A 26,167-nucleotide genomic window follows, 5' to 3' on the forward strand; every position below is an offset into this window, starting at 1 on the left:
TTGAAATTAGGTGTATTTACTGTTCTATTTGCGCAAAAGTCATTTGAAGACATGTTAGATTACGTAAAAGAATCAGGACTAGATGCTGTAGAAATTGGAACAGGTGGCTACCCTGGAACGGATCACTGTCCCATTGATGAACTGTTAGAGGACGTAGATAAACGCAACCAATATTTAGATGCGGTGACCTCTCGTGGATTAACAATCAGTGCCTTTAGCTGTCACGGAAATCCTGTGAGTCCCGACCCTACCTTTGCCAAAAAAAGCGATGAGGACTTGCGAAAAAGTATCCATTTGGCGCAACTGATGGGTGTTCCTGTCGTCAACACGTTCTCTGGAACACCAGGCGCAGACGAAGAGGCAAAGCAGCCAAACTGGCCTGTTGCCCCATGGCCAAATGAATATGGCGACATTTTATCATGGCAATGGGAAAATAAACTGATCCCTTACTGGAAAGAGATTTCCGGAATCGCGAAAGAAGCAAACGTGAAAATTGGCCTTGAATTGCACGGAGGCTTTTCGGTTCACACCCCCTACACGATGCTAAAACTACGCGCAGCAACGAACGAGTACATAGGGGCTAACCTTGACCCAAGTCACTTATGGTGGCAGGGCATCGACCCAGTGGGCGCCATCAAAATTCTTGGAAAAGAGAATGCGATTCATCACTTCCACGCAAAAGACACGTACATCGACCAAGACAACGTAAACATGTACGGTCTAACAGATATGCAACCATACAACGAAATTCGGACGCGTGCATGGAGCTTCCGTTCTGTTGGCACAGGACATTCCGTTCAGGAGTGGTCAAACATCATAAGTGCCCTTCGCACGTATGGGTATGACTACGTGGTTAGCATCGAACACGAGGACCCACTCATGAGCATCGACGAAGGCTTTAGGCGGGCTGTGGCCAACTTAAAGTCGGTGAACATAAAGGAACAGCCTGCTGATATGTGGTGGCTGTAATAAAGTTCGGAGCGACCAGTCTTATAATTTGACAGCTAGAAAAAAACTGCTGAGGCACAGCACTCAGCAGTTTTTTTTCTAGCTCTTTATTGTTCCGTAACATGAACCTTCAAAGTCGCCGTCACATCCGTATGGAGCTTCACTGGTACGTTCGTGTATCCTAATGAGCGGATCGCATCGTCTAGCTCCATTTTGCGCTTATCAATTTTAATTTTATGTGTTTTCTTCAGTTCTTCGCCGATTTGTTTGCTCGTTACAGATCCGAAAAGGCGACCTCCTTCTCCTGATTTCGCTTTGAGCTCGACTGTTAAAGCTTCTAAAGTAGCCTTGAGCTTCTTCGCTTCTTCCAGCTCTTCTTCCGCTTCCTTCTCCTTTTTCTTCTCCTGTGCTTCGAGGTGCTTCACGTTCGCATTATTTGCTTCGACAGCATGACCGTTCTTAATCAAAAAGTTTTGAGCATATCCATCGGCAACATTTTTCACATCACCTTTTTTTCCTTTTCCCTTGACGTCACGCAAAAATATAACCTTCATGATTTCTCTCCTCCTTCTACATACTGATCCAATACATTTTTCAGGCGCTTTTCAGCTTGTTCAATTGAGTGGTTCGAAAGCTGTGTTGCGGCATTTGTCAAATGACCGCCCCCGTCTAATGCCTCCATGATAACTTGTACGTTCACTTCCCCAAGAGAGCGGGCACTAATTCCGACGACCCCAGCTGATCGTTCAGAGAGAACAAAGGAAGCGGCTACCTCATCCATCGTAAGTAATGTGTCTGCTGCTTGTGCAATGAGAACGGGGTCGATTTGTTCCCCTTCATCGGCTGTTGCAATCGCAATTCCTTCTTTATAAAAATAAACTGATTCAATTAGTTTTGCACGCCTCACATACGTCGCTACATTCTCTTTTAAAAACTTTTGGACAAGTACCGTATCCGCCCCTTGAGAGCGTAAGTACGAAGCAGCATCAAACGTACGTGATCCTGTGCGCAAGGTGAAACTTTTCGTATCCACAATGATCCCTGCCAATAACGCTGTAGCCTCTAACATCGACAGTCGCCCCGTTTTTGGCTGATACTCCAATAATTCCGTAATCAGTTCTGCTGTGGAGGATGCGTACGGTTCCATATAAACAAGTACAGGTTGATGAATAAATTCTTCTGCTCTCCGGTGGTGATCAATGACGACCACTTGCTCGACTCGTTGCAGTAGCGCCTCACTGATGACGAGCGACGGCTTATGAGTATCCACAACAATCAGTAAAGAATGGTCTGTAGCCATCTCCATTGCTTGTTCTGGTGTAATCATACGAGAATACAAATCTGGATTCTTTTTGGCCTCGTTAAGCAGTCGCTTCACCCCTGAATCGATGTCCTCTTGGTCCATCACAATGTACCCTTCTTGCTGGTTCATCTGCACAATCTTCCAAATCCCGATGGCTGAACCAATCGCATCCATGTCAGGTCGTTTATGCCCCATAATAAACACCTTATCAGTGCCGAGAACAAGTTCTCGAAGTGCATGGGAAATGACACGCGCACGCACCCTCGTACGTTTTTCCATTGGGTTCGTTTTTCCACCATAAAATTTAACGCGACCGTTTGGCTGTTTGATCGCTACTTGGTCACCACCGCGCCCAAGCGCCAAGTCTAAACTCGATTGCGCTAACCCCCCAAGTTCTGGGAATGAAGACACACCTGCACCAATGCCCATACTGAGCGTAAGCGAGACACTCTCCTTTGCGGTAACCTCTCGAACATCGTCTAAAATAGCGAATTTCCCGCGTTCAAAATCGTGCAACACTTCTTCATGAAATACGGCAAGAAAGCGATCTGACGACACACGTTTCAAAAAGACGCCATTTTCACTTGCCCACTTGTTCAACATTTGCGTAACTAAGCTATTCAAACTGCTTCTGGTTGGATCATCCATCCCTTGCGTCATCTCATCATAATTATCTAGAACGATAATAGCTAATACGGTGCGCTCGTTCTCATACCGTCGCTCCATCTCTTTTTGTTCTGTTACGTCAAAGAAATAGAGTAACTTTTCATCACGTTTGTAGACCACTTGAAAGCGCCGTCCGGAAAGTGAAATAGTATCAATCTCAATATCCTGCTTTACAATTGGAATTAACACATCCCCAATATCGTACAGCGATCGCCCGATAAGAGATTCTTCTTTAAAGCAAGAGGACATAAACCGATTGGCCCACTCGATGTAATATTCATCGTTAATGAGCATGATCCCGATAGGCATCTCAAGCAATGCTTCGTCGCCTACTTTTTTTACCCGGTGACTAAGGGTACTAACGTATTCTTCTAAGCTCTTTCGTGTTTGAATATCGTGATAAAATGCCAACACAAACAGTCCGACAAAGCAGACAAAGCCAACAAGTCCCACCCTCCAGTCGTAAAACGCCAAAGCACTTACGGTAGCGAGAGACACAACCAGTAACCCCATAAGTGGGATATGGCTGAATTTGCTTTTCAAAAATGGTGGCATGCTTCCCAACTCCCTTTACGCTATGTCTTCTTCTGAATTCGTGAGCGTAAGTCAAATCCTATGTCTATTATACCTAATAGCATCAAGACAAAAAATCCCAATGGAATGAGAAATACAGCAACCGTTAATAAAACGAGGATTGTCTTTGACCATTTCTTCGTTTTTCCGTAAAAATGCAGGAACGTGAGACCTTGGAAAAACATTAACAACTGCATGAGGAATAATCCGTTTAACACGATCGGATATAGAACCCCAGATGGATCAGTTACAACAAATTGCAACACCAGAATAATTAAGTAATACCAAATAATAGACCTTGGCAAACTTAAATCATGAAACCCACTCCACCTGGGTGCGTCCACCTGCATTCGACGGGCAAGTGGTACATTAATGGCTTGCAAGATCAATACCATAACAAATGAGGAGATAATCAGCAGCGTCGGTATGAGCTGTTGAAATAAATCGATCGTTCCCGCTATTTGTTCTTCAAAGGCTTCTGCGTTCTCCGGTGATGTAGCAGATAGAATAGAAGAGACTTGTCCCATAGAATCTTCCACTGTCGTAAACATTTCCTCCACTATGTTTATTTCAAAAAACACGATGGAAGTAGCGTATTGAATAACGACAGCAATTAGGAAAATAACCGTCGTAGACAGTAACAGCTGCATACGTGGCCATTTCTTCTGCAATGCATAGCCCATCATCATTCCCGTAAGACCAAAAGTAATAGGAACGATCAGCGCTAAAGGAGTTCCGACTAACACGGTCAACACACAACCAACACCAAACATTAGAAATGATGCTGCTCCACCAAACCGATAAGTAAAGATGAGGAATGGTAATGGGAGAAAGAACGTTAGAATGAACCCGAGAAAGGGGATGTTTAAAACGACAAGGAGGAGAACGGTATAGACCGCAAGTAACACGGCTCCTTGCGTAAGCATTTGTGTACGATTCAACTTGTGTCCTCCTTACAACTTCCTACTATGTAACGCTACTTATCACTATTTTACTAATCTAAACTATTCTGTTCAACTTATGTTACTTTGGATACCGATTCACTAATATGAAAAAAAGACCTGAAGATCGCTTTCTTCAGGTCTTTTCGTGTATTGTGCAAGCTTATTCTCCTACTACGTAAGGAAGAAGAGCCATTTGACGTGAGCGTTTAATCGCACGTGTCAATTTACGTTGGTACTTTGCGTTCGTACCTGTAACACGGCGTGGAAGAATTTTCCCACGCTCAGATACAAAGCGTTTTAGCAAATCTACGTCTTTGTAGTCGATGTGTGTAATACCGTTAGCTGTGAAATAACATACTTTCCGGCGTTTACGTCCTCCGCGGCGTCCTGCCATATCCATTCACTCCTTTTTACTGAGACATGTTCATTAAAACGGTAAATCATCGTCCGAAATGTCGATCGGTTCACCATTTTTCGTGAAAGGATCGTCATCATCGAGTCGTGTGTAGTCTTTTTGGTTGTTGTTTTGTCTAGATGGTTGCGGTTGTTGGCTATATCCTCCACCACCGTTGTATTCACGTTCACGAGGTGGCTCGCCATACGGAGAAACAGACCCGCCACCACCACCGGAGCCTTGTGCGTTTCGCGGTTCTAAAAACTGCACACTTTCTGCATTCACTTCAGTTATATAGACACGGCGTCCATCTTGTCCTTCAAAGTTGCGCGTTTGAATGCGTCCATCAACACCTGCTAAGCTTCCCTTTTTCAAGAAATTAGCGACGTTTTCGGCTTGCTTTCGCCACACAACACAGTTAATAAAATCCGCTTCCTTCTCCCCTTGTTGGTTCGAGAAAGGGCGATTAACAGCGAGTGTAAATGTCGCTACAGCTACACCGTTTGGCGTATATCGCAAATCAGGATCCTTTGTCAGACGGCCCACTAGAACGATACGGTTCAGCATCGACAAACAACTCCTCTTCTAACTACTTACTTTGTTTCACGTGAAACAATTTTTTATTTATTATTCTTCTTCTTTAATCACGATGTGACGAAGAATATCGTCATTGATTCGTGCAAGACGGTCAAATTCATTAACTGCTTCATTCGTCGCGTTTGCTTTCACAATGTGGTAGTAGCCATCACGAAAATCGTTAATTTCGTAAGCTAAGCGGCGTTTTCCCCACTCTTTAGATTCTGTGATCTCCGCACCGTTATCTGTCAAAAGCGTGTCAAAGCGCTCTGTTAACGCTTTTTTCGCTTCTTCTTCAATGTTTGGGCGGATGATGTACATCACTTCATAAGCTCTCATCCGTAGTCACCTCCTTATGGACTGTACGGCTCTTCTCTTTACAGAAGAGCAAGGAGCAATGCTTTCATTACTCACAATATAGCATTGTAGCACAAGTACCTAGAAAAGACAATCTCTTCTCGGTGTCTGCAGCTATGAGGAGTAAATATAGATAGTTATATGGCAGCTTTCAATTTTACATGTTAAAATTTACCATATACATCAAGTTATTTTTTTGCCAAAAAAGTAATCCTAAATTAATTTTTATCTATTTTATTTTTGGCTCTAATTAAAAGCAGGCTGTTGATTTCCGTTCCAGGTGCTCGCTTTCCGCGGGGTGGGCGGTGAGCCTCCTCATCGCTGCGCTCTTGCGGGGTCTCACCTGTCCCACTAATCCCGCAGGAGTCGGCACCTTCCACTCCAACCAACAGGGTGCTAAGTATTAATTTTGCTTCTTATCACACCCTTTGTTATAGTGAAGTTTAAGTGAATCTTATTTGAATTGGCTTTGCTAATTCAGCTACATCCTCGTCTGTTACCGTGCGACCGCGAATCGCTTCTAACAGGTTCGAGGATTTTTCTTTTGCTGTTTTTTTCAACTGTTTCCATACGCTAGACCCTTTTTCGTATAGCTGCATCAACATGTCCGCAATCTGGATGAGAAGATAATGATTTTTCATCGCTTGGTACTGGTGGCTATTAGGGTGTTCAATAAAATAACGCGTATTTTTTTGTTGATTAAACCTTGATTCTCGATCTTCCAACGGCTTCGACCTACTGAAACCAGCCATTCTGCATTGTTCTTGTTCACTTTCATATTCGTGATAAAGACAAATTGTCGACTTGTTCCTTCTTCTGTTTCGAACTTCACTAGCGTTGCATAAAACAGAAATACAATATTAATTTAAATATTCTGAACTATATCTAACTCTGAAATTGCGAAAAAGACAAACATCATATAAAGGTGACGCTGTCCATTTGGTAATAAATGTATTAAAGTCCTCTGGCTTTTTGTCCGACCAACATATGTATATTCATGTAGGCAGCATGACTTCAGTTAATTCGCTATAACTGGAGAAAACGAGCGCTCTGAGCTTTGTGAAAATTTGATACATCGTAAGCTTGGTTTTACTTTCAAGCTTCACAAGTACTAGTAAACTGTATGCAATCATGGCGATATAAAGCTGATTCCACGCAGCCTGCTCGGTGCGGCCATGAATATGATTTACCTGTAAATGCTGTTTCATCCACTTGAACTGTAACTCGATCTGCCATCGGGAACGGTATAACTCTGAGATGTCATGTGCCGATAAATCAAAGCGATTTGTGATAATACGATAAAATTTCCCTTTTTCATCTCTGAATTCAATCAGACGTAAATGATGCTTCATTTTGTTTTGTTGAGAGCCAATTTTAACGAGTGATTCCCGTATACCACCCTGGTCAAGGTGATCGTAGATCACTTCCCTATAATCCACAACTGTATTTGATTTGATTCTTGTCGCGAAGTAGATACCCTCTTTACACCAAGCATCAAATAACATGAAATCAAAGTAACCACGATCAAAAACGTATGTCACACCTGGTTCAGTTATGAAGTGCCGCCATTCTTTGATATCTGAACGTTCGGCAGGGGAAACCGTCAGCTTTGTTGGTAGAACATCGCGTTCGTTGATAAATTCCACAAGTAAATGTAGTTTTAATCCCGACTTGGTTTCTCGAAATTTAGCCCACTTATAAAGGTTTAGGCTAAGCGGAACAGTAGACGAATCAAGCAATTGTACGTTTGGTATCGTACGCTTATGTCCGGATGACACTGTGCGAATTTGCAGGATTAAGGACTGCCAAACTTCTGAAAGAATCGTAGAGTCGACATGCCTATTTTTCCTAGATAGCTGTGATGGACTGATATGATCCAACCCGATTTCCTTTTGGAAATCTTTCATCAACAGATCGTCGCTAATCGCTCTTAAACCGCTGCGGTTTTGGAGTTGCGCATACAAAAACAGAAGCACGTAACGCTTTGTTGTAAGCTTTTTTGTATAGCGATCAAAAGATTTATCATGTGACATTTCATCGAATAAGGTACTTTCTAAGGGCTCTACCCATTTACCAAATGAAGTTAATAGTGTAAACTTGTCCATGCTGAATTCCTTTATAGTGGATTTGGACAGGCTACCACCTATCCCTCTATTATAAAGGATTTTTTTATGTCTTCTTTAGATGACAGAATTGCCAGAAAGTATTTATGCAACGCTAGTGTTCGAACTTAGATTCCAGTACATTCACCATTCTTTTATGATAGGGCATGTCATTGACCCAAAAAAGATGATTCTCCTTTTGACCTTTTTCCATCGTTTTTATCGCATAAAAATCGGATGCAATACTTCGTATTCTGCCTTCTTTAAATCGGAAAAGGTATTTCCAGTTGTACTCCTCACAACGACTAAATACAGGCTCACATGCGTATAGGCTATCCCCTAAAACACAAATAGGCAGCCTCTTATAGGTCTGCTTGAGCTTCTCCGCTAATCTATGAAATGCCTTTAATTCGCAATCCTGTTTGGTGACGTTTTCTGATTCATTTTCAATAAATTCCGACCCAATGCTATACACCATATCGCCTACCACTAGCTTGGCTTCCAACACATGATGCATGTATACCGTCTGTATTTCTCCTGTTTCCTTGTTCTTATATTCGCGTCTCAAACAATGTTCACAGTGCTTCTTCTCAAAAGAATACAACCCGGTGCCGTCAAAGATGACGCCCCAGTATCTCCCTTCTATTTTGTACTGGTCGAAGCACCGCTTATTGAACAGTTCCTTGATCATATAAATCCTGATTTCTTCTAATTCTGTCACTTCTAATCCAGTTAAAAAGTCGTTAATGGTGTCGTAATGAGGGAATTCTTCCAACTCGTCTAGCTGCAATGTTTTCCTCACATTCTCTATACACTCATCCGTATTTAATGCGTCACTCATGCTTCTCATGGAAGTCAAACCCATCACGTTTTTTAACAGAGTGGTATATAAGAGTACTTCTGATCCATAGGTAATATAGCTTTTTGATCAGTGATCTTTCACTTTTTTTAGTTTGTGAATTAGATCCTTAGAAATGTCTTTGCGTTTTTGTGAACTCGAAGAAATAATTCGTCTCTTTTTCCTGTTTTCTTCTCTCTTTTCTCGTAGCCATAGTAATCCTCCTAAAATGTGCAGTCATATAGCACTTTTGTACCGTTAAATTATCTCATATTTAGCACATATTAGGGTCGATAGACGTAGGATTAGCTCGAAGAATTTTTACTCTTCAGTACTGCGGTGTCTGGTTGTAGCGTTGAGTTGTACATACACACGTACTTTATTTTAGGCTTCGTTAAACAAGGCTGTTGATTTCCTCTCCAGGTGCTCGCTTTCCGCGGGACGGGTGGGGAGTCTCCTCGGCTTAAAAGTGCCTGTGGGGTCTCACCTGACCGCTAATCTCGCAGAACAAGGAAGAAAGGCTAAAGGCGCCACGTCCTGTGGCAACGCCTTCCTGACCCACGTCCTGTGGGCCTCCGCTCCAATCAACAGTGTGCCAACATTGAACATTGCCTTGTTTCAAGATAGAAAAACACAACAGCCTCTCACGAAGTTGTTGTGTCTTAAAATGTTGTAAATCTAAGCCCTTGTCATCAGACGTTAAAACGAAAATGAATCACGTCGCCATCTTTCACAATGTACTCTTTTCCTTCTAAACGAACTTTCCCTGCTTCTTTTGCTTGTCCCATCGTACCTGCTGCGACAAGGTCGTCGTAGGAAACTGTTTCCGCGCGGATGAAGCCTCGTTCGAAGTCTGTATGAATGATCCCCGCACACGCAGGGGCCTTCATCCCATGGCGAAACGTCCACGCACGCACTTCTTGCACCCCGGCTGTAAAGTAAGTTGCCAGTCCGAGTAAGTTATACGCAGCCCGAATCAATTGATCCAGACCAGATTCTTCGATGCCTAGCTCTTCAAGAAACATGTCCTTTTCTTCGCCCTCAAGCTCAGCAATTTCAGACTCAATTTTTGCACAAATAACGATCACTTCTGCGCTGTCCCCTTTGGCAAATTCTCGAACCTGTTGCACAAATTTGTTCCCATTTGCATCAGCCACTTCGTCTTCACCGACGTTGGCCACGTACAAAACAGGCTTGGAAGTAAGGAGATGAAGTCCTTTTACTATTCTTTGTTGCTCTTCCGTAAACTCTACTGATCGCGCAGGCTTCTCTTCCTCAAATGCGTCTTTTAACTTCTTGAGGATGTCGTATTCATTGGCAGCATCCTTGTCCTTTTGTTTGGCAAGTTTCTCGACACGACCAATCCGTTTATCAACTGTCTCCATGTCGGCAAGTATGAGCTCCAAATTAATGGTCTCAATGTCTGCTATCGGATCCACTTGACCAGAGACGTGCGTAATATTGTCATCAGCAAAACAACGCACTACTTGGCAAATGGCATCAACTTGACGGATATGAGACAAGAACTGGTTCCCAAGACCTTCTCCTTTGCTTGCCCCCTTCACGATGCCGGCAATATCTGTGAATTCAAACGCTGTCGGTACTGTCTTCTTCGGCTGTACGAGCTCCGTTAGTTTTTGCAGTCTGCTATCCGGTACTTCTACGATCCCGACGTTGGGATCAATTGTACAAAACGGGTAGTTCGCACTCTCTGCCCCCGCTTGTGTAATGGCATTAAATAACGTCGATTTCCCCACGTTTGGCAAACCAACAATTCCTGCTGTCAACGCCATACTATACACTCCTCTCAACAATAAATCATCTATAGTGAAATTAGTTCATTCCTAAATGCATCCCCTCCAGTATAGTGATTGCCACAATAAAAGACAACTCCTACAATTGTGTGAGCATTTCACACATCATGTTACATAACAATATGGTATAGTAGTATTAAGTTACATCAAATGAAAAAGGTGAGCGGATGGAATATGTTGATGCAATTCGAGACCGAAAACAAATCGACTGTATGAAAAAGGTGTTAAAACAACGGTCTCCACGCGATTATCTCTTTTTTGTTCTTGGAATTAACACAGGACTAAAGAGTACCCACATGCTTTCGCTACGAAAAAAAGACGTTCTCAACGACTGTGATGAAGTTGTCTCCTATTGGCAATCTCCGAATCCGTGTTCTACCTCAAAAGAAGAAACCTTTATTTATCTTAACCGCGCTGTCAGAAAGGCCATTAAATTTTATACAGAAAACACTGATTTACAGAACGATGATTACTTGTTCTTATCTGCAAAGACGCGCCAACCTATCTCCAGACAGCAAGCTTATCGAATTTTGCAACGGGCCGCTCAACAGTGTAAGCTCCCTGGAAAAATCGGATTGCATTCCCTGCGCAAAACATTTGGTTATCACGCTTATCAACAAGGGGTTGCGATTTCCCTTTTGCAGCGGCGTTTCCATCACGCCACACCCGCTGAAACGTATCGCTACATTGGAATTGAGCGTAGTAAAGAAGCACGAGTTCAAATTGACGTAAATTTATAGGGGGGGACGTACATGCTTTCATTTGATTCGTTTATGTTGTTATCCGCACTTCTTCTCATTGTCGGAGTCATTACTACCAAATTATCGTCTCGTTTAGGCGTTCCTGCGCTCGTTCTTTTTATCGCTGTGGGGATGGTTGTTGGCAGTGATGGACTGGGACTCATCTATTTCGATAACGCTGAGGTAGCCGAATTTATTGGTGTTGTTGCACTCGTCGTTATTTTGTTTGAGGGTGGCTTGCAGACAAAGTGGAAGACGGTAAAACCAATTATTCCTCCTTCTCTTTCTTTAGCCACTTTAGGAGTCATTATTACTTCTACTATTGTGGCGGTTGCTGTGAAATATATCCTTGGCGTATCCTGGACGGAGGCACTGTTGTTTGGCTCCATCGTCGGTTCCACAGATGCAGCAGCTGTTTTTGCAATACTAAAAGGGGAAAATGTGAAAGAACGTCTCGGATCTACGTTGGAGGCGGAATCTGGTACGAACGATCCGATGGCGATCTTTCTAACTGTCATGTTTATTGAGGTACTCACAACCGACCAAGCATCGGTTTTTTCCTTCATCACAACCTTCTTCTGGCAAATGGGAATAGGACTCTTGATAGGGATCGTGTTTGGGAAATTAGCTACCTATTCCATTAACAAAATTCAATTAGATTCAGGTGGACTTTATCCTGTTTTTGCTTTGGCCTTCGCGTTCTTAACATATAGTGTCACAGATTTTATACAAGCGAGCGGGCTACTTGCTGTTTATGTCACCGCCCTTATTATTGGAAATCAAGATCTGTCTTATCGACAATCAATTATTCGCTTCCATGAAGGGTTTGCCTGGATGATGCAAATTCTGATGTTCATTCTATTGGGACTGCTTGTCTTCCCTAATCAATTATTCACGTGGGACATCGTGTGGAACAGCTTATTAATTTCTTTTACACTTCTGTTTATCGCCCGACCGGTAGCCGTCTTTCTCTCTCTACTACGTTCAAAATTTAGTACTAAAGAAAAGTGGTTTCTATCATGGGCGGGGTTACGTGGTGCGGTACCGATCGTTCTTGCTACCTATCCACTCACTGCAGGAATTGAAAACAGTCAATTGTTCTTTAATGTCGTCTTTTTCGTTGTCCTGACTTCTTGCTTACTACAAGGCTCAACAATTTCCTATTTAGCGAGAAAACTAAATCTTGTAGGCGAGCAAACAAGCGCTCCATTCCATACGTTGGAGCTTGTGTCCATCGGAAAGGCGAATGCAGAGTTAGTAGAGTACACAGTAAAAGCCAGGGACAGTATAGCTAACCAACAAATAAGGTCGATACCCATTCCGAAGAAAAGTCTCATCAACGCCATTATCCGAAACGATCAACTCGTCACTCCGAAAGGTCATACCGTCGTTCGTACCGGCGATATTCTATTCATTTTGACGAGTAAAGAAAGCAAAGACCAGTTAAAGAAAATATTGAAAGAATCCACTCCTTATCCAGTTAATGAGGATGCAGCCACCGTCGAGGAATCCGATTAGAAGAAAGCCCATGAAGCGCGTACGTGCTTCATGGGCTTTCTCCTGTTTACAATTCTTCTGCTGACACAAGTACCTTTTTCATCTTTCTTGCAAATTCGCGTCTCGGAATAATCACACTGTGCTCGCACCCTTCACACTTGATGCGAATATCCATCCCCATCCGAATGATTTTCCACCGGTTCGTTCCACAAGGATGCTGTTTTTTCATTTCGACAATATCGTATAAATGGAACTCTTTGTCCACTAGGTTTCCCCCTATTCTTTACCTAGCACTGGTTCATGTTGCTGCTGTTGGGCTTCCTCAGGAGAATACATGACCATACGTGGATAAGGAATTTCTATGTTGTGTTCATCCATTAATATTTTTATATCTCTTCGCAAATGACGCCCCATAGCAAAGTGCCCCATTGGACCGGTTTCTGCCACTATTTGCAAAACGACTTCAGTTGCATTTACAGATTGTATGCCTAGAATCTCAGGAATCTTGACAAGCTCTTCATACTTATTAGGTAACGTTTCCAAAAACTCTGTAATAATCTTTTCTATCCGTTCTATATTATCCTCATATGCAATGCGTACATCGACTACAGCTAAACTGTTGTGAATTGAAAAATTAGTTACCTCTAGAATATTACCATTAGGAAAAATGTGCAACTCACCTGTCCAACTTTTCACCTTTGTTGTGCGTAAGCCAATTTCCTCCACAGTCCCTTGCACTTGATTTATTTGTACATAATCCCCGACAGAGAACTGATCTTCAAAGATAATGAAAAATCCTGAAATAATATCCTTTACTAAGTTTTGTGCACCGAACCCAATAGCCAATCCGACCACACCAGCTCCAGCAATTAAACCCGTCACATCATAATTTAGTCCGTTCTGTAAGATCATCATGATCGCCATGAAATATGTCACATATGTCACTATGTTTAACAAAAGCTTCATCATCGTAGTTTCCCTGCGTTCTGAAGCGCGGAACACCGACTTCGATCGGACAGCAAATATCCGACGAATGGCTGATTTTGCTACGCGTAAGAAAACTGAAGTAATTAACAATATGAGTAAAATTTCAAACGTAGACTCCCCGATGGCTTCCCACGTATCCTCACTCGTAGCCTTTTCCACTAATGAATTCCAAGCATTCCGTAAGGCTTCCATTCGCTCCAACACCTTTCGTCTGATGACCCCTTTCAATCTTGCCTATTAGTGTAGCAAGTTTTTTTCAAAGGTGGAAGTTACAACTGACTCCTACGTATAGATTGGTATGAATTTCCGTATACTGTTATTACCTATGAAAGGAGTGGCACACATGAGCTTGAGACGAACGTTATTTGACCGTTCCACACATAAGCATCGCATACCGTATGATGACCAAGCTGCTTCGTCTCAATTAGCGGCAGAGCTACTTCAACTAGTGAAATTTGCAAGCGGTCGCCCAATCATATTTGTGTGCATTGGCACAGATCGTTCAACTGGTGATTCACTCGGGCCACTTATCGGTACCTTTCTGGAAGACTTGTCCACCCTTCCTTTTCATGTGTATGGCACACTAGAGTCTCCCATTCACGCTGTTAACTTAGCGGAACGTTTAGATTCAATAAAAAAACAGTACACCAATCCTTTTATCATAGGAATTGATGCCTGCTTAGGAAAGTTAAAAAGTGTAGGGCATATTCAAGTGGGGGATGGTCCTGTAAAACCAGGAGCAGGCGTACAAAAAGAACTACCAGACGTAGGGCATGCACATATTACTGGTATCGTAAATGTTAGTGGTTTTATGGAGTTTTTTGTATTACAAAATACAAGACTTCATCTCGTTTTCAGTATGGCTAGAAAAATTGCTGATGGGATTAAAGAAGCGAGCGCGTTGTACCAAGCTCAGCCTTCACAAACATTGGTTGCGTGGCAAGCAGAAGAAGAGGTCGCTTATCAGGAGGAAAAAACCCCGTAGCCCCTCCAAGAGAGGTTACGGGGTTTTTAATTATGATGGTATAAGAACATCCGTACCGAGAACAGATACACCCACAATGACAAGTAGCGCAACCACGAGAATAGCCGGAAGCAAATTGGCCACCCGAATTGTAACGATCTGAGCAAGGTTCAACCCAATTGCAATGATTAAAACGCCTCCCGTTGCGGTGATTTCAGCTATTAGCAAATCCATCGTTTCTGCTGAAATATAGCGATCAATTTGAGTAGCGAATAAAGCAATTAAGCCTTGATACAAAAAGACAGGAATGGCAGAAAAGGCAACACCGACACCTAGTGTGGTTGTAAGCATCATCGCCGTAAAGCCATCTATAATCGACTTTGTGAGGAGTACAGAGTGGTCTTGGCGAATTCCACTATCAAGAGCTCCAATGATGGCCATAGCACCAATGACAAAGATTAACGTCGCGGTCACAAAGCCTTCTGCCATGTTCCCTTCCTTTTTCTTCGTACCCGTTTTCCGTTCAATCCAATTACCGAGTCTACGTAGTTTATCTTCCAACCGCCACCATTCACCAAGTACAGCACCTACGACCAAACTCATAATAACGAGTAGAAACTGTTGGCTAGCAAAAGCCATCTGCATACCAAGAACGACGACCGCTAGACCAATTACCTTCATCACTGTTTCTTTTGTCTCGACAGGAATTTTCGTCAATAAGAGCCCTACTAATGTACCGAGCAAAATACAAACTGCATTGACAATGGTACCGAATAAAATCAATGTTCTTCCTCCTTGATGTCTAGCTGCAGACGCCTGAAGTCCCTTTACGTAGGTTTTGTCCCATTGGATCACGCATTTATCCCTTAGAACCTACTTTTGTCCCTGTAGATCAGGGTGTTGTCCCATTGGATCGCGCATTTGTCCCTTTAAAGCCGTTCCTTAACTTTTTCAATATGTAGAAAGGGAAAGGTGACGCGTCCACCAATCTCTGCGCCACCTGCTTCGTTCGTTTTATTATGTTCAGTTGTCTTTACATCTCAGAACCGAACATTTCGAGTAAGCGGTTCAAGTCATCCTCAGAGAAGAACTCGATCTCGATCTTCCCCTTTTTCTTCGAACGTTTAATGTGAACACTTGTCCCGAAGCGTTCACGCAATCGCTCCTCTTGTTCAACAAGAAATACGTCTTTCTTCGCTTCCCTTTTTGTTTCCTTCGGGGGAATTTGTTCATTGAGGCTCTGGATCAAGTCTTCCAATTGACGCACGTTCAATCCTTCTGTAAGTACTTTCTGGACAACCTTTTCGATCGTATCTTTCTTTTTCAAGCCGAGTAATGCCCGACCGTGCCCCATGGTGAGAACGCCGTCCGTTAAATAGGTTTGCACTTTTTCAGGTAAACCTAATAAGCGGACATGGTTGGCTATATGTGGGCGACTTTTTCCAATTCGTTTCGCGAGTTGTTCTTGGGTGAGGGAGAGCTTGTCCATTAGTGTTTGATACGCATGTGCTTCTTCGATCGGTGTTAAATCCTCTCGCTGAAGGTTTTCCAACACAGCAAGCTCCATGAGTTGTTTGTCGGTTAGCTCCCTAACAACAGCAGGAATCGTTGCTCTACCGGCCTCCTTTGTAGCACGGTAACGCCTTTCCCCAACAACAATTTCAAATCCTCTTATACTACTTTTTCGAACAATAATAGGTTGTAGGACACCATGCTCTCGAATGGATTGTGATAACTCCTCTATTGCCCCTTCCTCAAACACTTTTCGTGGCTGATACGGGTTCGGACGAATGTCCTGTAGGGCAATTTCTTGTACCATTTCTTCCTTTTCGACATCTAAATTGGCAAATAGCGCGTTGATTCCTTTCCCTAATCCTTTAGCCATTTGCCACCACTTCCTTCGCCAAATCTAGGTATACTTCTGCTCCTCTTGAACGAGAATCATAAACGATAATCGGTTCTCCATGGCTTGGCGCTTCACTTAAGCGCACGTTCCGCGGTATAATCGTTTGATATACCTTATCTTGAAAGTATTTTTTTACCTCTTCAATGACTTGAATACCTAAATTCGTACGCGCATCAAGCATGGTGAGTAAAACACCTTCAATCATTAACTCGTGGTTGAGATGCTTTTGGACGAGGCGAACGGTATTCAGGAGCTGGCTCAACCCTTCCAATGCGTAATACTCACATTGTACGGGGATGAGTACTGCATCAGAAGCCGTTAAAGAGTTAATCGTGAGCAATCCGAGCGATGGTGGACAATCTATTATAATAAAGTCGTATTGGTCTTTTACCACTTCAAGCGCACGCTTTAGGCGCACCTCTCGAGAAATCGTAGGGACAAGTTCGATTTCTGCACCAGCCAACTGAATAGTAGCCGGGATCACATCTAAGTTCTCCACGCGGGATGGCTTTATTACATCAACAGCGGGAATGTCCTCTACAAGCATATCGTATACGCACTGCCCAACATCCGCCTTTTCAATCCCAACACCGCTTGTTGCATTTCCTTGTGGGTCAATGTCAACGAGCAATACTTTATTACCGATGTGAGCCAAACAGGCACCTAGATTTACAGAGGTCGTCGTTTTTCCAACGCCTCCTTTTTGATTGGCAACAGAAAGAATTTTTCCCATGATGTCACCTACTTTCTTCGTCAAGTTCAAATTTATTCATAGAATCTATTTTATCATGAATTATAGAATGCACGCTGACAATTTTAACGGGTTTTGCAAATAGGCATTCAAAAATAAGCTTATTACTTGCCTATTAGGAATAGAAAAGCCAAAAACAGCCACATTTTTTACCTGCTACAATTAGGCTTCTACCCCGGCGAGCATTGATAGCAAAAAAAAAGACATTGCTACTTTGTCCCTGTGAGCAATGTCTCTCGTAGTCCCTTCTACATAACTACTTATTTTTTTTAGGAATTTTAATTGTAAATTGATAGTACTCTTCGAATTCTTCTTCCTCGGTGTTAAGAGCAATTCCACTGTCTGACACCATGGAAAGTGACTGACGAATGGTATTCACAGCGATACGCATATCTTTACTAAACGCTTTTCTGCGTGGTTTCTTTTTTTCTTGCGCATCTTCGAGTATCTTTGCAACGCGCTCTTCAGTTTGTTTGACGTTTAGTTCCTTTTCGAGAACCTCAGCCAAAAGTACTAATTGTCTTTCCTCATTCTTCAGCGGAATGAGGCTTCGTGCGTGACGCTCTGTAATCGCCTTTTGCATAAGTGCCTCTTGAACTTCTTGTGGAAGCTTAAGTAAACGTAATTTATTCGCAACGGTAGACTGTCCTTTGCCTAAACGCTGTGCAAGAGCTTCCTGTGTTAACTCATGCAATTCTAGTAATTTATTGTACGCGAGAGCCTCCTCAATCGGGGACAATTCTTCACGTTGAAGGTTTTCGATGAGTGCTACAGAGGCAGTTTCAGCATCATTGAAGTTTTTGAGAATGGCAGGGATCGTTTCCCATTCCAACAATTGCACAGCACGGAATCTTCGTTCTCCAGCAATCAATTCATACGTTTCTTCATCACGTCGTCGAACCACAATAGGCTGAATTAACCCGTGAGTATGTAATGTACGTGCCAATTCCTCGATTTTCTCTTGTCTAAATACCGTACGGGGCTGAAATGGATTCGGAACAATCGATGCAACAGGAATTTGTTGAATCTCCTCACGGTAGGCTTCTCTTATCTCATCCGTTGCCTCAAATTCAAAACCATCTTCTTGAATCTCTTTTTCTCCTGAAGTAAAGAAGCGTGAAAAAGGATGCTTCATCATCCGACACCACCTTTGCGTGACTCCCTATATAAAGTACTATTCGATAAAGCAGACTAATTTCCTGCAAACATTAGACATAAACACTCAACCACCGACAAAAGTTTCACAACAAATATTGACAACATCCGCCACTAGAAGATGCTCCAAAATTACCCTCTTTTTGAAATCAAACTACGAGGAGGAGGAAACAAAATGTTTCACGTGAAACATTTTGTTTCCTTTATGACGTAACTGACTCTTCCCCTAGCGGCTTCTTGTTCGGAGTTCCAGCTTTTCGTGGGTACGCTTTTGGCGTGTTCCGCACTTTACGTATGGCAAGCAAATTGCGCTCTCCACCCTCTTCAGGTAGGATGATTTGTTCAGTACGCTCCAATTGACCCCCAAGGAGATGTACTGCTTTCTTCCCAATCACAAATTCCTCGTCTGCTTTTGGGCCCTTCAATGCTAAAAAAAGACCCTCTTTCTTCACAAGTGGCAAACAAAGCTCACTCAATACACTCATGCGTGCAACTGCTCGAGCAGTCACCACATCATAAGCCTCTCGATGCCCCTTTTGCCTTCCAAATTGTTCAGCGCGATCGTGATATAGAGAAACACCTTTCAAACCGAGCTGTTGCACAACTTCCTCTAAAAATGTAATACGCTTTTGCAACGAATCAACGATTGTCACGTGCAAGTTTGGAAATAGAATTTTCAAAGGCAAGCTAGGAAATCCCGCTCCTGATCCCACGTCACAAAGTGTTCCGCTTTGTGGAATAAAGTTAAAAAAGGCAGGCGATACCGAGTCGAAAAAGTGTTTATTATATACCTCTTCCTTTTCGGTAATCGCCGATAAATTCATTTTCCCGTTCCACTCTACAAGCAATTCATAGTAAGTCTCAAATTGTGAGAGAGCAGTGGATGTGAGTTCAAATCCCTTTTCCTCTACTTTCCTTTTCAACTGCGCTTCGTTCACATTTCTTCCTCCCTACAGCAATGACACATCGTTACCTTTCTCCAGACACAAGAAGAGTTCTTCTACTTTTTAGCTAGATATCTTTTGCATCCGTCCCTGTTCAATATACACGAGTAAAATGGAGATGTCTGCCGGATTCACACCAGAAATACGAGATGCTTGTGCAATCGACAACGGGCGAACATCCTTCAACTTTTGTCGCGCTTCCGTTGCGATTCCTGTCACTGTGTCATAATCCAAATCAATTGGAATCTTTTTGTTTTCCATCTTTTTGAGTCGCTCCACTTGTTGGTTCGATTTTTCTATATAACCTTCATATTTAATCTGAATTTCGACCTGTTCTTTCACTTCTGGATGCAGGACTTCCTCACTAGGAACTAATTTTTCAATATCTGCATAATGCATTTCCGGTCGCTTTAACAAATCGCCCGCACGGATACCATCTTTTAACGGACTGCCGCCTCTTTCAACAATCAAGCTTTGTACTTGTTCGTTCGGCTTCAAAATGAGTTTTGCGAGGCGTTCCTTTTCCATTTCAATTGCATGTTGCTTCTCTTGGAACTGTTTGTACCTTTCATCAGAAATGAGCCCAATTTGTTTGCCGACTTCCGTTAAGCGCAAATCTGCATTGTCATGACGTAGAAGCAAACGATACTCAGCACGTGATGTGAGTAAACGGTACGGTTCGTTCGTTCCTTTTGTTACAAGGTCATCAATAAGCACGCCAATATAGGCATCAGAGCGACTTAAAATAACTTCTTCTTCTCCAAGTGCTTTACGACCAGCGTTAATCCCAGCCATCATACCTTGCCCCGCTGCCTCTTCATATCCGCTCGTTCCATTGATTTGCCCTGCTGTATACAAATTATGAATCCTTTTCGTTTCTAGCGTCGGCCACAATTGAGTCGGTACGATCGCATCGTATTCAATCGCATATCCCGCTCGCATCATCTGTGCTTTTTCTAAGCCAGGAATCGTTTGGAGCATCCGGCGTTGTACATCCTCAGGCAAACTTGTGGACAGCCCTTGAACGTACACTTCCTCTGTATTTCTACCTTCTGGCTCCAAAAAGATTTGGTGTCGCGGTTTATCATGAAAACGAACAATTTTGTCTTCAATAGACGGGCAGTAACGTGGTCCCGTCCCCTTCACCATGCCCGAGTACATCGGGGAACGATGCAAATTGTCGTCAATTAATTGATGCGTGTCCCCACTCGTATACGTGAGCCAGCATGGCAGTTGGTCTGTAATAAACTGCGTCGTTTCATAAGAAAACGCCCGAGGCTCGTCGTCCCCAGGTTGAATTTCTGTTTTGTCGTAGTCAATGGTACGACTGTTCACACGAGGAGGTGTCCCCGTTTTAAATCGAACCATATCAAACCCTAGTTCTTGCAAGTGCTCAGACAGCTTAATCGAAGGCTGCTGATTGTTCGGTCCACTAGAATATTTCAATTCACCTAGAATAATCTCTCCGCGCAAAAAGGTTCCTGTCGTAATCACCACTGTTTTCGCTCTATAAGCTGCACCCGTATTTGTCACGACCCCAACACACGTATCTTCTTCAATGAGAAGCTCATCCACCATACCTTGCAACAATGTCAAATTCGGCTCATGCTCTAACGTCTTCTTCATTTCGTGTTGGTACGAAAATTTGTCCGCTTGTGCTCTAAGCGCGCGAACTGCAGGGCCTTTTCCTGTGTTCAGCATGCGCATTTGAATGTGTGTTTTGTCAATGTTGCGTGCCATTTCTCCACCGAGAGCATCAATTTCTCGGACAACAATCCCTTTTGCCGGACCACCAACAGACGGGTTACAAGGCATAAACGCAACCATATCTAAATTCAGCGTAAGCATAAGCGTTTTCGCACCCATACGTGCCGCTGCAAGTCCAGCTTCACAACCAGCATGACCGGCACCAATGACAATCGTATCAAAATCCCCAGCTTCATAACGTTCGATCGTCACGTTATATCCTCCCTTACGTTTCACACGTTAATTTCATTATTTCCCTAAACAGAACTGTGAAAACAGCTGATCGATTAAACTTTCCTGTACTTCTTCACCGATCACCTCGCCGAGAAGCTCCCAGGAACGAGTTAAATCAATTTGGACCATATCAATAGGCACATCTAATTGCACCGCTTCTAACGCATCGCCAATAGCCTGCTCTGCTTGTTGTAACAAAGCAATATGACGACTGTTCGTCACGTATGTCAAATCGCCACCATCAAGCTCTCCTTCAAAGAAAAGCGACGCAATCGCTTCCTCTAACTCATCAACACCTTGCTCCTCAACAAGGGAGGTGAACACAATGGGGTGATCCGTTGCTAACCGTTCGAGCAGCTTTCGATCCACTTTTTGTGGAAGATCTAACTTGTTCACGATTACAATCGTATCCATCCCTTTGACCGCTTCAAACAATCTCTCATCCTCTTCCGTTAAAGGCTCATTTCCATTAATTACAAGAAGGATGAGATCTGCTTCCTTCAACACTTGACGGGAACGCTCCACTCCAATTCGTTCAACTAGATCTTCTGTTTCTCGAATTCCAGCAGTGTCGACAAGACGAAGCGGCACCCCTCTGACGTTCACATATTCTTCAATGACGTCACGTGTTGTTCCCGGAATATCGGTAACAATGGCTTTATTTTCGTGAACGAGACTATTCAGTAAAGACGACTTCCCGACGTTCGGTCTCCCAATAATGACAGTCGATAACCCTTCCCGTAAAATCTTCCCTTGTCCTGCCGTTTGCAGTAATTTACGGATTTCTGTCTGTACATGTGTTGCTTTTTCTGTCAGCACATGGTGTGTCATCTCTTCCACATCATCATACTCGGGATAATCTATGTTTACTTCTACGTGAGCAAGCGTTTCTAAAATTTCTTGACGTAGCTTTTTCACAAGTTTTGACAGACGTCCTTCTACTTGTTTCACCGCAACAGACATCGCCCGGTCCGTTTTAGCACGAATGATATCCATGACTGCTTCTGCCTGAGATAAGTCAATGCGCCCATGTAAAAAGGCCCGCTTCGTAAACTCACCTGGTTCAGCGAGACGAGCACCATTCGCTAACACAAGCTGCAATACTTTATGGACAGATAATAGACCCCCATGACAATTGATTTCTACTACATGTTCGCGTGTAAACGTTCGTGGTGCCTTCATTACAGACACCATGGCCTCCTCGATAATGTCCTGGGTGTTAGGGTTTAGCACATGTCCGTAATGAATAGTATGACTGTCCACTTCAGTAAGAGCCCGTCCCCCTCTTGTCTGGAACAAGCGACTAGCAATCGTAATCGCCTCGTCACCACTCAATCTCACAATCCCGATGGCACCTTCCCCCATTGGTGTCGAGATCGCCGCAATCGTCTCCATCTCCATTTTACGTTCACCTCCCTGCTCTGTTCGTAAACATTACATTTATTCTATCTATATAAGAACATTCTCTGGCCTATTTTATACATTCTCTAAATGATAACCTTACCACAATCCCAAAAAAAAGAGAAGAGATATCCACAAGGGAAAACTCTTCTCAAACTTCAGTTTTTTATCAACATGTGGATAATCATTTCCTCAAAGATCTCCCTAGCGCTTTCCTACTACCAATGCCAATAACACCAATTAGTTTGTTTTTGTCATTTGAACTTCGGTTTATTCTTTACATTGCAAATTGGATCGTTTGAAATCAGTCGGCTGGAGCGAACCTCTCATCTCTGCATGGTTCCACTCTCCTTTGATGAATGTACGTCATCACCAGTAACCAGCACGGCTGACTCCATAAAAAAACTGAGGAGACTGTCTAATACAGTCTCCTCAGTTTCAGCAGCCTATCTATTTTGTGAGCGAAATTACAACAGAACGCCTTGGTTCATTTCCTTGGGAAGTTGTAGAAATTCCTTTGTTACCGATCAGTGCTGTATGAATGATTTTGCGCTCAGCCGCTGACATAGGCTCCAACTTAATGGCTCTACCTGATTGCTGCACTCGGTCCGCAGTTCGGCGTGCAAGTTGTTGCAAAGTTTCTTTTCTTTTTTCCAAGTACCCACCTGAATCGAGTTGAACAGAAACATATTCTTCACTAGCCTGACTCGCAACGAGCTGGACTATATGTTGCAAAGCACTCAATGTAGCGCCACGCTTCCCTATTAATAAACCTGCTTCTTCTGTTTCACAAGAGACAAAAATGTCCTTGCCTTCTTGTTTGACACTCACTTCTGCAGACGTAAGTCCCATGTGATGTAGGACGTCTTTCACGTATTGTTCTACGACTTCCAACGGCTGAACAACCTTTTTCACTTTCACAACAGCTGGTTTCGCACCAAATCCAAGAAACCCTTTCTTGCCTTCTTCTATTATTTCTACATATACGCGGTCTCTTGTGGTGGAAAGTTCCTTACATGCTGTCATGACCGCTTCTTCCACGGTTTGTCCAGTCGCTGTATACGTCATAACCCTTACTTCGCTCCCTTAGGTTTAGCTACTTCAGTTTTTTTTAGTTCCGGACCTTTAACCAACATAGTTTGAATAATCATGAAGATATTCCCGACAATCCAGTACAAAGGAAGGGCTGCAGGAAGATTAAAGGCAAAAATCACGATCATAATCGGCATAAGCCAGAGCATCATTTGCATTTGTGGCATTTGAGCCTGTGCATTTCCGGCCATCATAATCTTTTGTTGGATAAACGTCGTTATCCCAGCAATAATCGGTAATAAGAATACTGGGTCAGGGTCACCCAATTGAAACCAAAGAAATGAATGTGTACTAATTTCTTGCGTACGCAAGATCGCATTGTAAAAAGCAATTAAAATTGGCATTTGAATCAAAATTGGAAAACAACCTGCCAATGGATTGACGCCATGCTTTTGAAAAAGTTGCATCATTTCTTGTTGCAATTTTTGTTGTGTCGCTTGGTCTTTCGAACTATATTTTTCACGCAGCGCTTTCATTTCAGGATTCAACGCTTGCATCGCCTTTGCGTTTCGTGTCTGTTTAATCATTAGAGGTAAAATCGCAAAACGAATTAAAATCGTGACAAAAATAATAGATAGTCCAAAGTTTTCGTTAAAAAATCCTGCAACGGTTATGATTAACCAAGACAGAGGAAATACAAAATACTGGTTCCATATCCCTTCACTCTCCGAATTGATGTCACTCATGTCTGTACACCCAGACAATACGAGCACCGTGGAGATCAGTAAAAGGATAAGGTACTTTTTATTCTTCAACGGCACTTTCCTCCCTTTTCCATGGCCAAAGACCCACAAATATATGACCTGCTTGTCCAAACGTATTGTAACATCTTTTCCCTTCATATGTAGAAAAAATCGCGTGACAAAGCTTGAACACATTCGACACTGTTTCATCTATCATGTAAGGGATTCACAAATATTTCAAGTAGAGTTGCGTACCCGTTTTGTTTGCGTTCGGATTCCACCACCATTGCTCAATTGCGATGAGTCGTTTCGTTTCTGAACGTACGTGCTTGCTGGCTGTAATAAGCGACCGACACGAAAAACATGGACGAGCGATTGTTTCATTTCCTCAAATGTCATAGTAGCAACTGGTTTTCGAGCAATGACCACAAAGTCATATTCTTGGCGAATATCGTCTTCTAGCTGCTGGAACAACTGACGCATACAACGCTTTATGTGATTTCTCTTGACGGCATTTCCTAACTTTTTGCTCACAGAAAGACCGACACGAAAATGCGCTTGTCGCTCCTTAACTACAAAGTACACGACAAATTGCCGATTCGCCACAGATTTCCCATGATCAAACACATGTTGAAATTCAGATTGTTTTTTTACCCTATATTCCTTTTTCATCTATAAGTTGCATCCTTTACTACCATTCCGTTTCCTTCAGGCCCCCTCCTCTTTTTTGTAAGGAAAGGGGTAATGGCTATGTGTTCAAAGAGAAAAAAGACCACTGAGTCTAAATTCAGTGGCCTATGCAGACAATACTTTTCTTCCTTTACGACGACGGCGAGCGAGTACGTTACGGCCGTTTTTAGAACTCATGCGCTGGCGGAAGCCATGTACTTTGCTGCGTTTACGATTATTTGGTTGAAATGTACGTTTCATCTATTTCGCACCTCCCCAGAGGACGTTGATTCGTCTTCGTCAGACATTCTTTTTTATTATAAGGATCCCACTGCTCTCTGTCAACAGGTAGAGGAAAAATGATTCCCTCACGATTCATAACACCCCTACACTCGTGGACAGCCGACTACATTTACAGCTGATTTTCCCTCCAAAACAAACCTGTGGATAAAATTCGACAACAAATTCCATTATCCACACCAGTTCTCGACAACTTTTGCTCACATTCACCCCTGTGGATAGTGAATTTTTCCACACGTTGTGGACCTGTGGATAATTTCGAAATGACATTGCTACCCCCTTCATTCTCTGCTATGATAAATATGTTTTCACTTTGGACAACTTTGTGGACAAAGAAATGTTATCCACAGAGTGTGCATAATATGTGGATACGTTCTCCTCAACCTATGTAAAACGTTGTCCACAATAGGTGGATACTGTCGAAAAACCGTTTTTCTACTATACTAGTAGTTTATGCACATGTTTCCCACAGCGAACGGGCCGTGTATGGATATGCAATGGTATGTATAGCAGGAGGTGCGTCTATTTGGAGGTTGTACAACAACTGTACATAGCACTTCTAGAAGAGAAGGAGGGAACTCAT

At 42.9% G+C, this 26,167-nt stretch carries 26 protein-coding genes and 1 pseudogene; 4 read left to right on the top strand and 23 right to left on the bottom strand.

The genetic code is table 11. From position 1 onward, the window contains the following. Nucleotides 1-969, top strand: coding sequence for a sugar phosphate isomerase/epimerase family protein (locus tag HHK01_RS15305; protein ID WP_170008567.1), 969 nt, complete (start codon nucleotides 1-3; stop codon nucleotides 967-969). An 86-nt stretch (nucleotides 970-1,055) separates the two neighbouring features. On the opposite strand, the gene rplI is transcribed toward HHK01_RS15305, so the two are convergent. The 10 genes from rplI to ychF form a co-directional block, all read right to left on the bottom strand. Further along, on the bottom strand, nucleotides 1,056-1,502 hold the full coding sequence (rplI, locus tag HHK01_RS15310; protein ID WP_170008568.1) for a 50S ribosomal protein L9: 447 nt from the start codon (nucleotides 1,500-1,502) through the stop codon (nucleotides 1,056-1,058). Continuing rightward, the gene (locus HHK01_RS15315) at nucleotides 1,499-3,472 is read right to left on the bottom strand and encodes a DHH family phosphoesterase (RefSeq protein WP_170008569.1); all 1,974 of its coding nucleotides are present in this window, start codon (nucleotides 3,470-3,472) and stop codon (nucleotides 1,499-1,501) included. Before HHK01_RS15315 ends, rplI begins: the two co-directional genes overlap by 4 nt. 20 nt (nucleotides 3,473-3,492) lie before the next feature. Next, nucleotides 3,493-4,431, bottom strand: coding sequence for a YybS family protein (locus HHK01_RS15320; protein ID WP_170008570.1), 939 nt, complete (start codon nucleotides 4,429-4,431; stop codon nucleotides 3,493-3,495). A 163-nt stretch (nucleotides 4,432-4,594) separates the two neighbouring features. Continuing rightward, entirely contained in the window at nucleotides 4,595-4,828 is a 234-nt protein-coding gene (gene rpsR, locus HHK01_RS15325) for a 30S ribosomal protein S18 (protein ID WP_170008571.1), read from the bottom strand. Between the two features lie 33 nt (nucleotides 4,829-4,861). Beyond that, nucleotides 4,862-5,395 carry a single-stranded DNA-binding protein gene (gene ssb / locus HHK01_RS15330; protein WP_170008572.1) on the bottom strand — a complete coding sequence of 178 codons (534 nt, stop codon included), beginning with the start codon at nucleotides 5,393-5,395 and terminating at the stop codon, nucleotides 4,862-4,864. A gap of 60 nt (nucleotides 5,396-5,455) precedes the next feature. Then, entirely contained in the window at nucleotides 5,456-5,743 is a 288-nt protein-coding gene (gene rpsF / locus HHK01_RS15335) for a 30S ribosomal protein S6 (protein ID WP_170008573.1), read from the bottom strand. Between the two features lie 461 nt (nucleotides 5,744-6,204). Beyond that, on the bottom strand, nucleotides 6,205-6,486 hold the full coding sequence (locus tag HHK01_RS15340) for a transposase (protein ID WP_228027607.1): 282 nt from the start codon (nucleotides 6,484-6,486) through the stop codon (nucleotides 6,205-6,207). Between the two features lie 270 nt (nucleotides 6,487-6,756). Beyond that, the gene (locus HHK01_RS15345; RefSeq protein WP_170007902.1) at nucleotides 6,757-7,866 is read right to left on the bottom strand and encodes an IS4 family transposase; all 1,110 of its coding nucleotides are present in this window, start codon (nucleotides 7,864-7,866) and stop codon (nucleotides 6,757-6,759) included. 112 nt (nucleotides 7,867-7,978) lie between these two features. Continuing rightward, nucleotides 7,979-8,704: a hypothetical protein gene (locus HHK01_RS15350; protein WP_170008574.1), complete on the bottom strand. Its 726-nt coding sequence runs from the start codon at nucleotides 8,702-8,704 to the stop codon at nucleotides 7,979-7,981. A 689-nt stretch (nucleotides 8,705-9,393) separates the two neighbouring features. Then, nucleotides 9,394-10,494, bottom strand: a complete 1,101-nt coding sequence (ychF, locus tag HHK01_RS15355; protein ID WP_170008575.1) for a redox-regulated ATPase YchF — start codon at nucleotides 10,492-10,494, stop codon at nucleotides 9,394-9,396. A gap of 188 nt (nucleotides 10,495-10,682) precedes the next feature. On the opposite strand from ychF, the gene HHK01_RS15360 reads away from it, so the two are divergent. Beyond that, complete coding sequence (locus tag HHK01_RS15360; protein WP_170008576.1) at nucleotides 10,683-11,255, top strand: tyrosine-type recombinase/integrase; 573 nt, start codon at nucleotides 10,683-10,685, stop codon at nucleotides 11,253-11,255. Nucleotides 11,256-11,267: 12 nt separating this feature from the next. Beyond that, entirely contained in the window at nucleotides 11,268-12,773 is a 1,506-nt protein-coding gene (locus HHK01_RS15365; protein ID WP_170008577.1) for a potassium/proton antiporter, read from the top strand. A 46-nt stretch (nucleotides 12,774-12,819) separates the two neighbouring features. Here HHK01_RS15365 and HHK01_RS15370 read toward each other — a convergent pair whose 3' ends face one another. Beyond that, a complete protein-coding gene (locus tag HHK01_RS15370; protein ID WP_265575566.1) occupies nucleotides 12,820-13,032 on the bottom strand; it encodes a DUF951 domain-containing protein in 213 nt (70 codons plus the stop codon). After that, nucleotides 13,029-13,931, bottom strand: a complete 903-nt coding sequence (locus tag HHK01_RS15375) for a mechanosensitive ion channel family protein (RefSeq protein WP_170008579.1) — start codon at nucleotides 13,929-13,931, stop codon at nucleotides 13,029-13,031. The genes HHK01_RS15370 and HHK01_RS15375 overlap by 4 nt, the downstream gene beginning before the upstream one ends. A 151-nt stretch (nucleotides 13,932-14,082) precedes the next feature. Here HHK01_RS15375 and yyaC point away from each other — a divergent pair, with 151 nt between their 5' ends. Then, nucleotides 14,083-14,724, top strand: a complete 642-nt coding sequence (gene yyaC / locus HHK01_RS15380) for a spore protease YyaC (RefSeq protein WP_170008580.1) — start codon at nucleotides 14,083-14,085, stop codon at nucleotides 14,722-14,724. Between the two features lie 30 nt (nucleotides 14,725-14,754). Here the strand turns inward: yyaC and HHK01_RS15385 are convergent, their stop codons facing one another. The 11 genes and pseudogenes from HHK01_RS15385 to rpmH form a co-directional block, all read right to left on the bottom strand. Further along, nucleotides 14,755-15,486: a DUF554 domain-containing protein gene (locus HHK01_RS15385; protein WP_170008581.1), complete on the bottom strand. Its 732-nt coding sequence runs from the start codon at nucleotides 15,484-15,486 to the stop codon at nucleotides 14,755-14,757. A 250-nt stretch (nucleotides 15,487-15,736) separates the two neighbouring features. After that, nucleotides 15,737-16,588 (bottom strand): ParB/RepB/Spo0J family partition protein, encoded by an 852-nt coding sequence (locus HHK01_RS15390; RefSeq protein WP_170008582.1) that lies wholly within the window; start codon nucleotides 16,586-16,588, stop codon nucleotides 15,737-15,739. Next, complete coding sequence (locus HHK01_RS15395; RefSeq protein ID WP_170008583.1) at nucleotides 16,581-17,342, bottom strand: ParA family protein; 762 nt, start codon at nucleotides 17,340-17,342, stop codon at nucleotides 16,581-16,583. The genes HHK01_RS15390 and HHK01_RS15395 overlap by 8 nt, the downstream gene beginning before the upstream one ends. A 274-nt stretch (nucleotides 17,343-17,616) precedes the next feature. After that, nucleotides 17,617-18,495: a nucleoid occlusion protein gene (noc, locus tag HHK01_RS15400; RefSeq protein WP_170008846.1), complete on the bottom strand. Its 879-nt coding sequence runs from the start codon at nucleotides 18,493-18,495 to the stop codon at nucleotides 17,617-17,619. 223 nt (nucleotides 18,496-18,718) lie between these two features. Further along, nucleotides 18,719-19,453 (bottom strand): 16S rRNA (guanine(527)-N(7))-methyltransferase RsmG, encoded by a 735-nt coding sequence (gene rsmG / locus HHK01_RS15405; RefSeq protein ID WP_170008584.1) that lies wholly within the window; start codon nucleotides 19,451-19,453, stop codon nucleotides 18,719-18,721. A 69-nt stretch (nucleotides 19,454-19,522) separates the two neighbouring features. Next, nucleotides 19,523-21,412: a tRNA uridine-5-carboxymethylaminomethyl(34) synthesis enzyme MnmG gene (mnmG, locus tag HHK01_RS15410; protein WP_170008847.1), complete on the bottom strand. Its 1,890-nt coding sequence runs from the start codon at nucleotides 21,410-21,412 to the stop codon at nucleotides 19,523-19,525. Between the two features lie 42 nt (nucleotides 21,413-21,454). Beyond that, nucleotides 21,455-22,840, bottom strand: a complete 1,386-nt coding sequence (mnmE, locus tag HHK01_RS15415; protein ID WP_170008585.1) for a tRNA uridine-5-carboxymethylaminomethyl(34) synthesis GTPase MnmE — start codon at nucleotides 22,838-22,840, stop codon at nucleotides 21,455-21,457. 450 nt (nucleotides 22,841-23,290) lie between these two features. Then, complete coding sequence (gene jag, locus HHK01_RS15420; RefSeq protein WP_170008586.1) at nucleotides 23,291-23,908, bottom strand: RNA-binding cell elongation regulator Jag/EloR; 618 nt, start codon at nucleotides 23,906-23,908, stop codon at nucleotides 23,291-23,293. A 5-nt stretch (nucleotides 23,909-23,913) separates the two neighbouring features. Next, entirely contained in the window at nucleotides 23,914-24,687 is a 774-nt protein-coding gene (gene spoIIIJ, locus HHK01_RS15425) for a YidC family membrane integrase SpoIIIJ (RefSeq protein WP_228027608.1), read from the bottom strand. 225 nt (nucleotides 24,688-24,912) lie between these two features. Next, nucleotides 24,913-25,287, bottom strand: a pseudogene (gene rnpA / locus HHK01_RS15430) (ribonuclease P protein component); the annotation flags it as partial. 123 nt (nucleotides 25,288-25,410) lie between these two features. Continuing rightward, the gene (rpmH, locus tag HHK01_RS15435) at nucleotides 25,411-25,545 is read right to left on the bottom strand and encodes a 50S ribosomal protein L34 (protein WP_170008589.1); all 135 of its coding nucleotides are present in this window, start codon (nucleotides 25,543-25,545) and stop codon (nucleotides 25,411-25,413) included. Nucleotides 25,546-26,167: the final 622 nt, after the last annotated feature.

The sequence above is a fragment of the Bacillus fonticola genome, assembly GCF_012955605.1.
Lineage (GTDB): Bacteria > Bacillota > Bacilli > Bacillales > JC228 > Bacillus_CG > Bacillus_CG fonticola.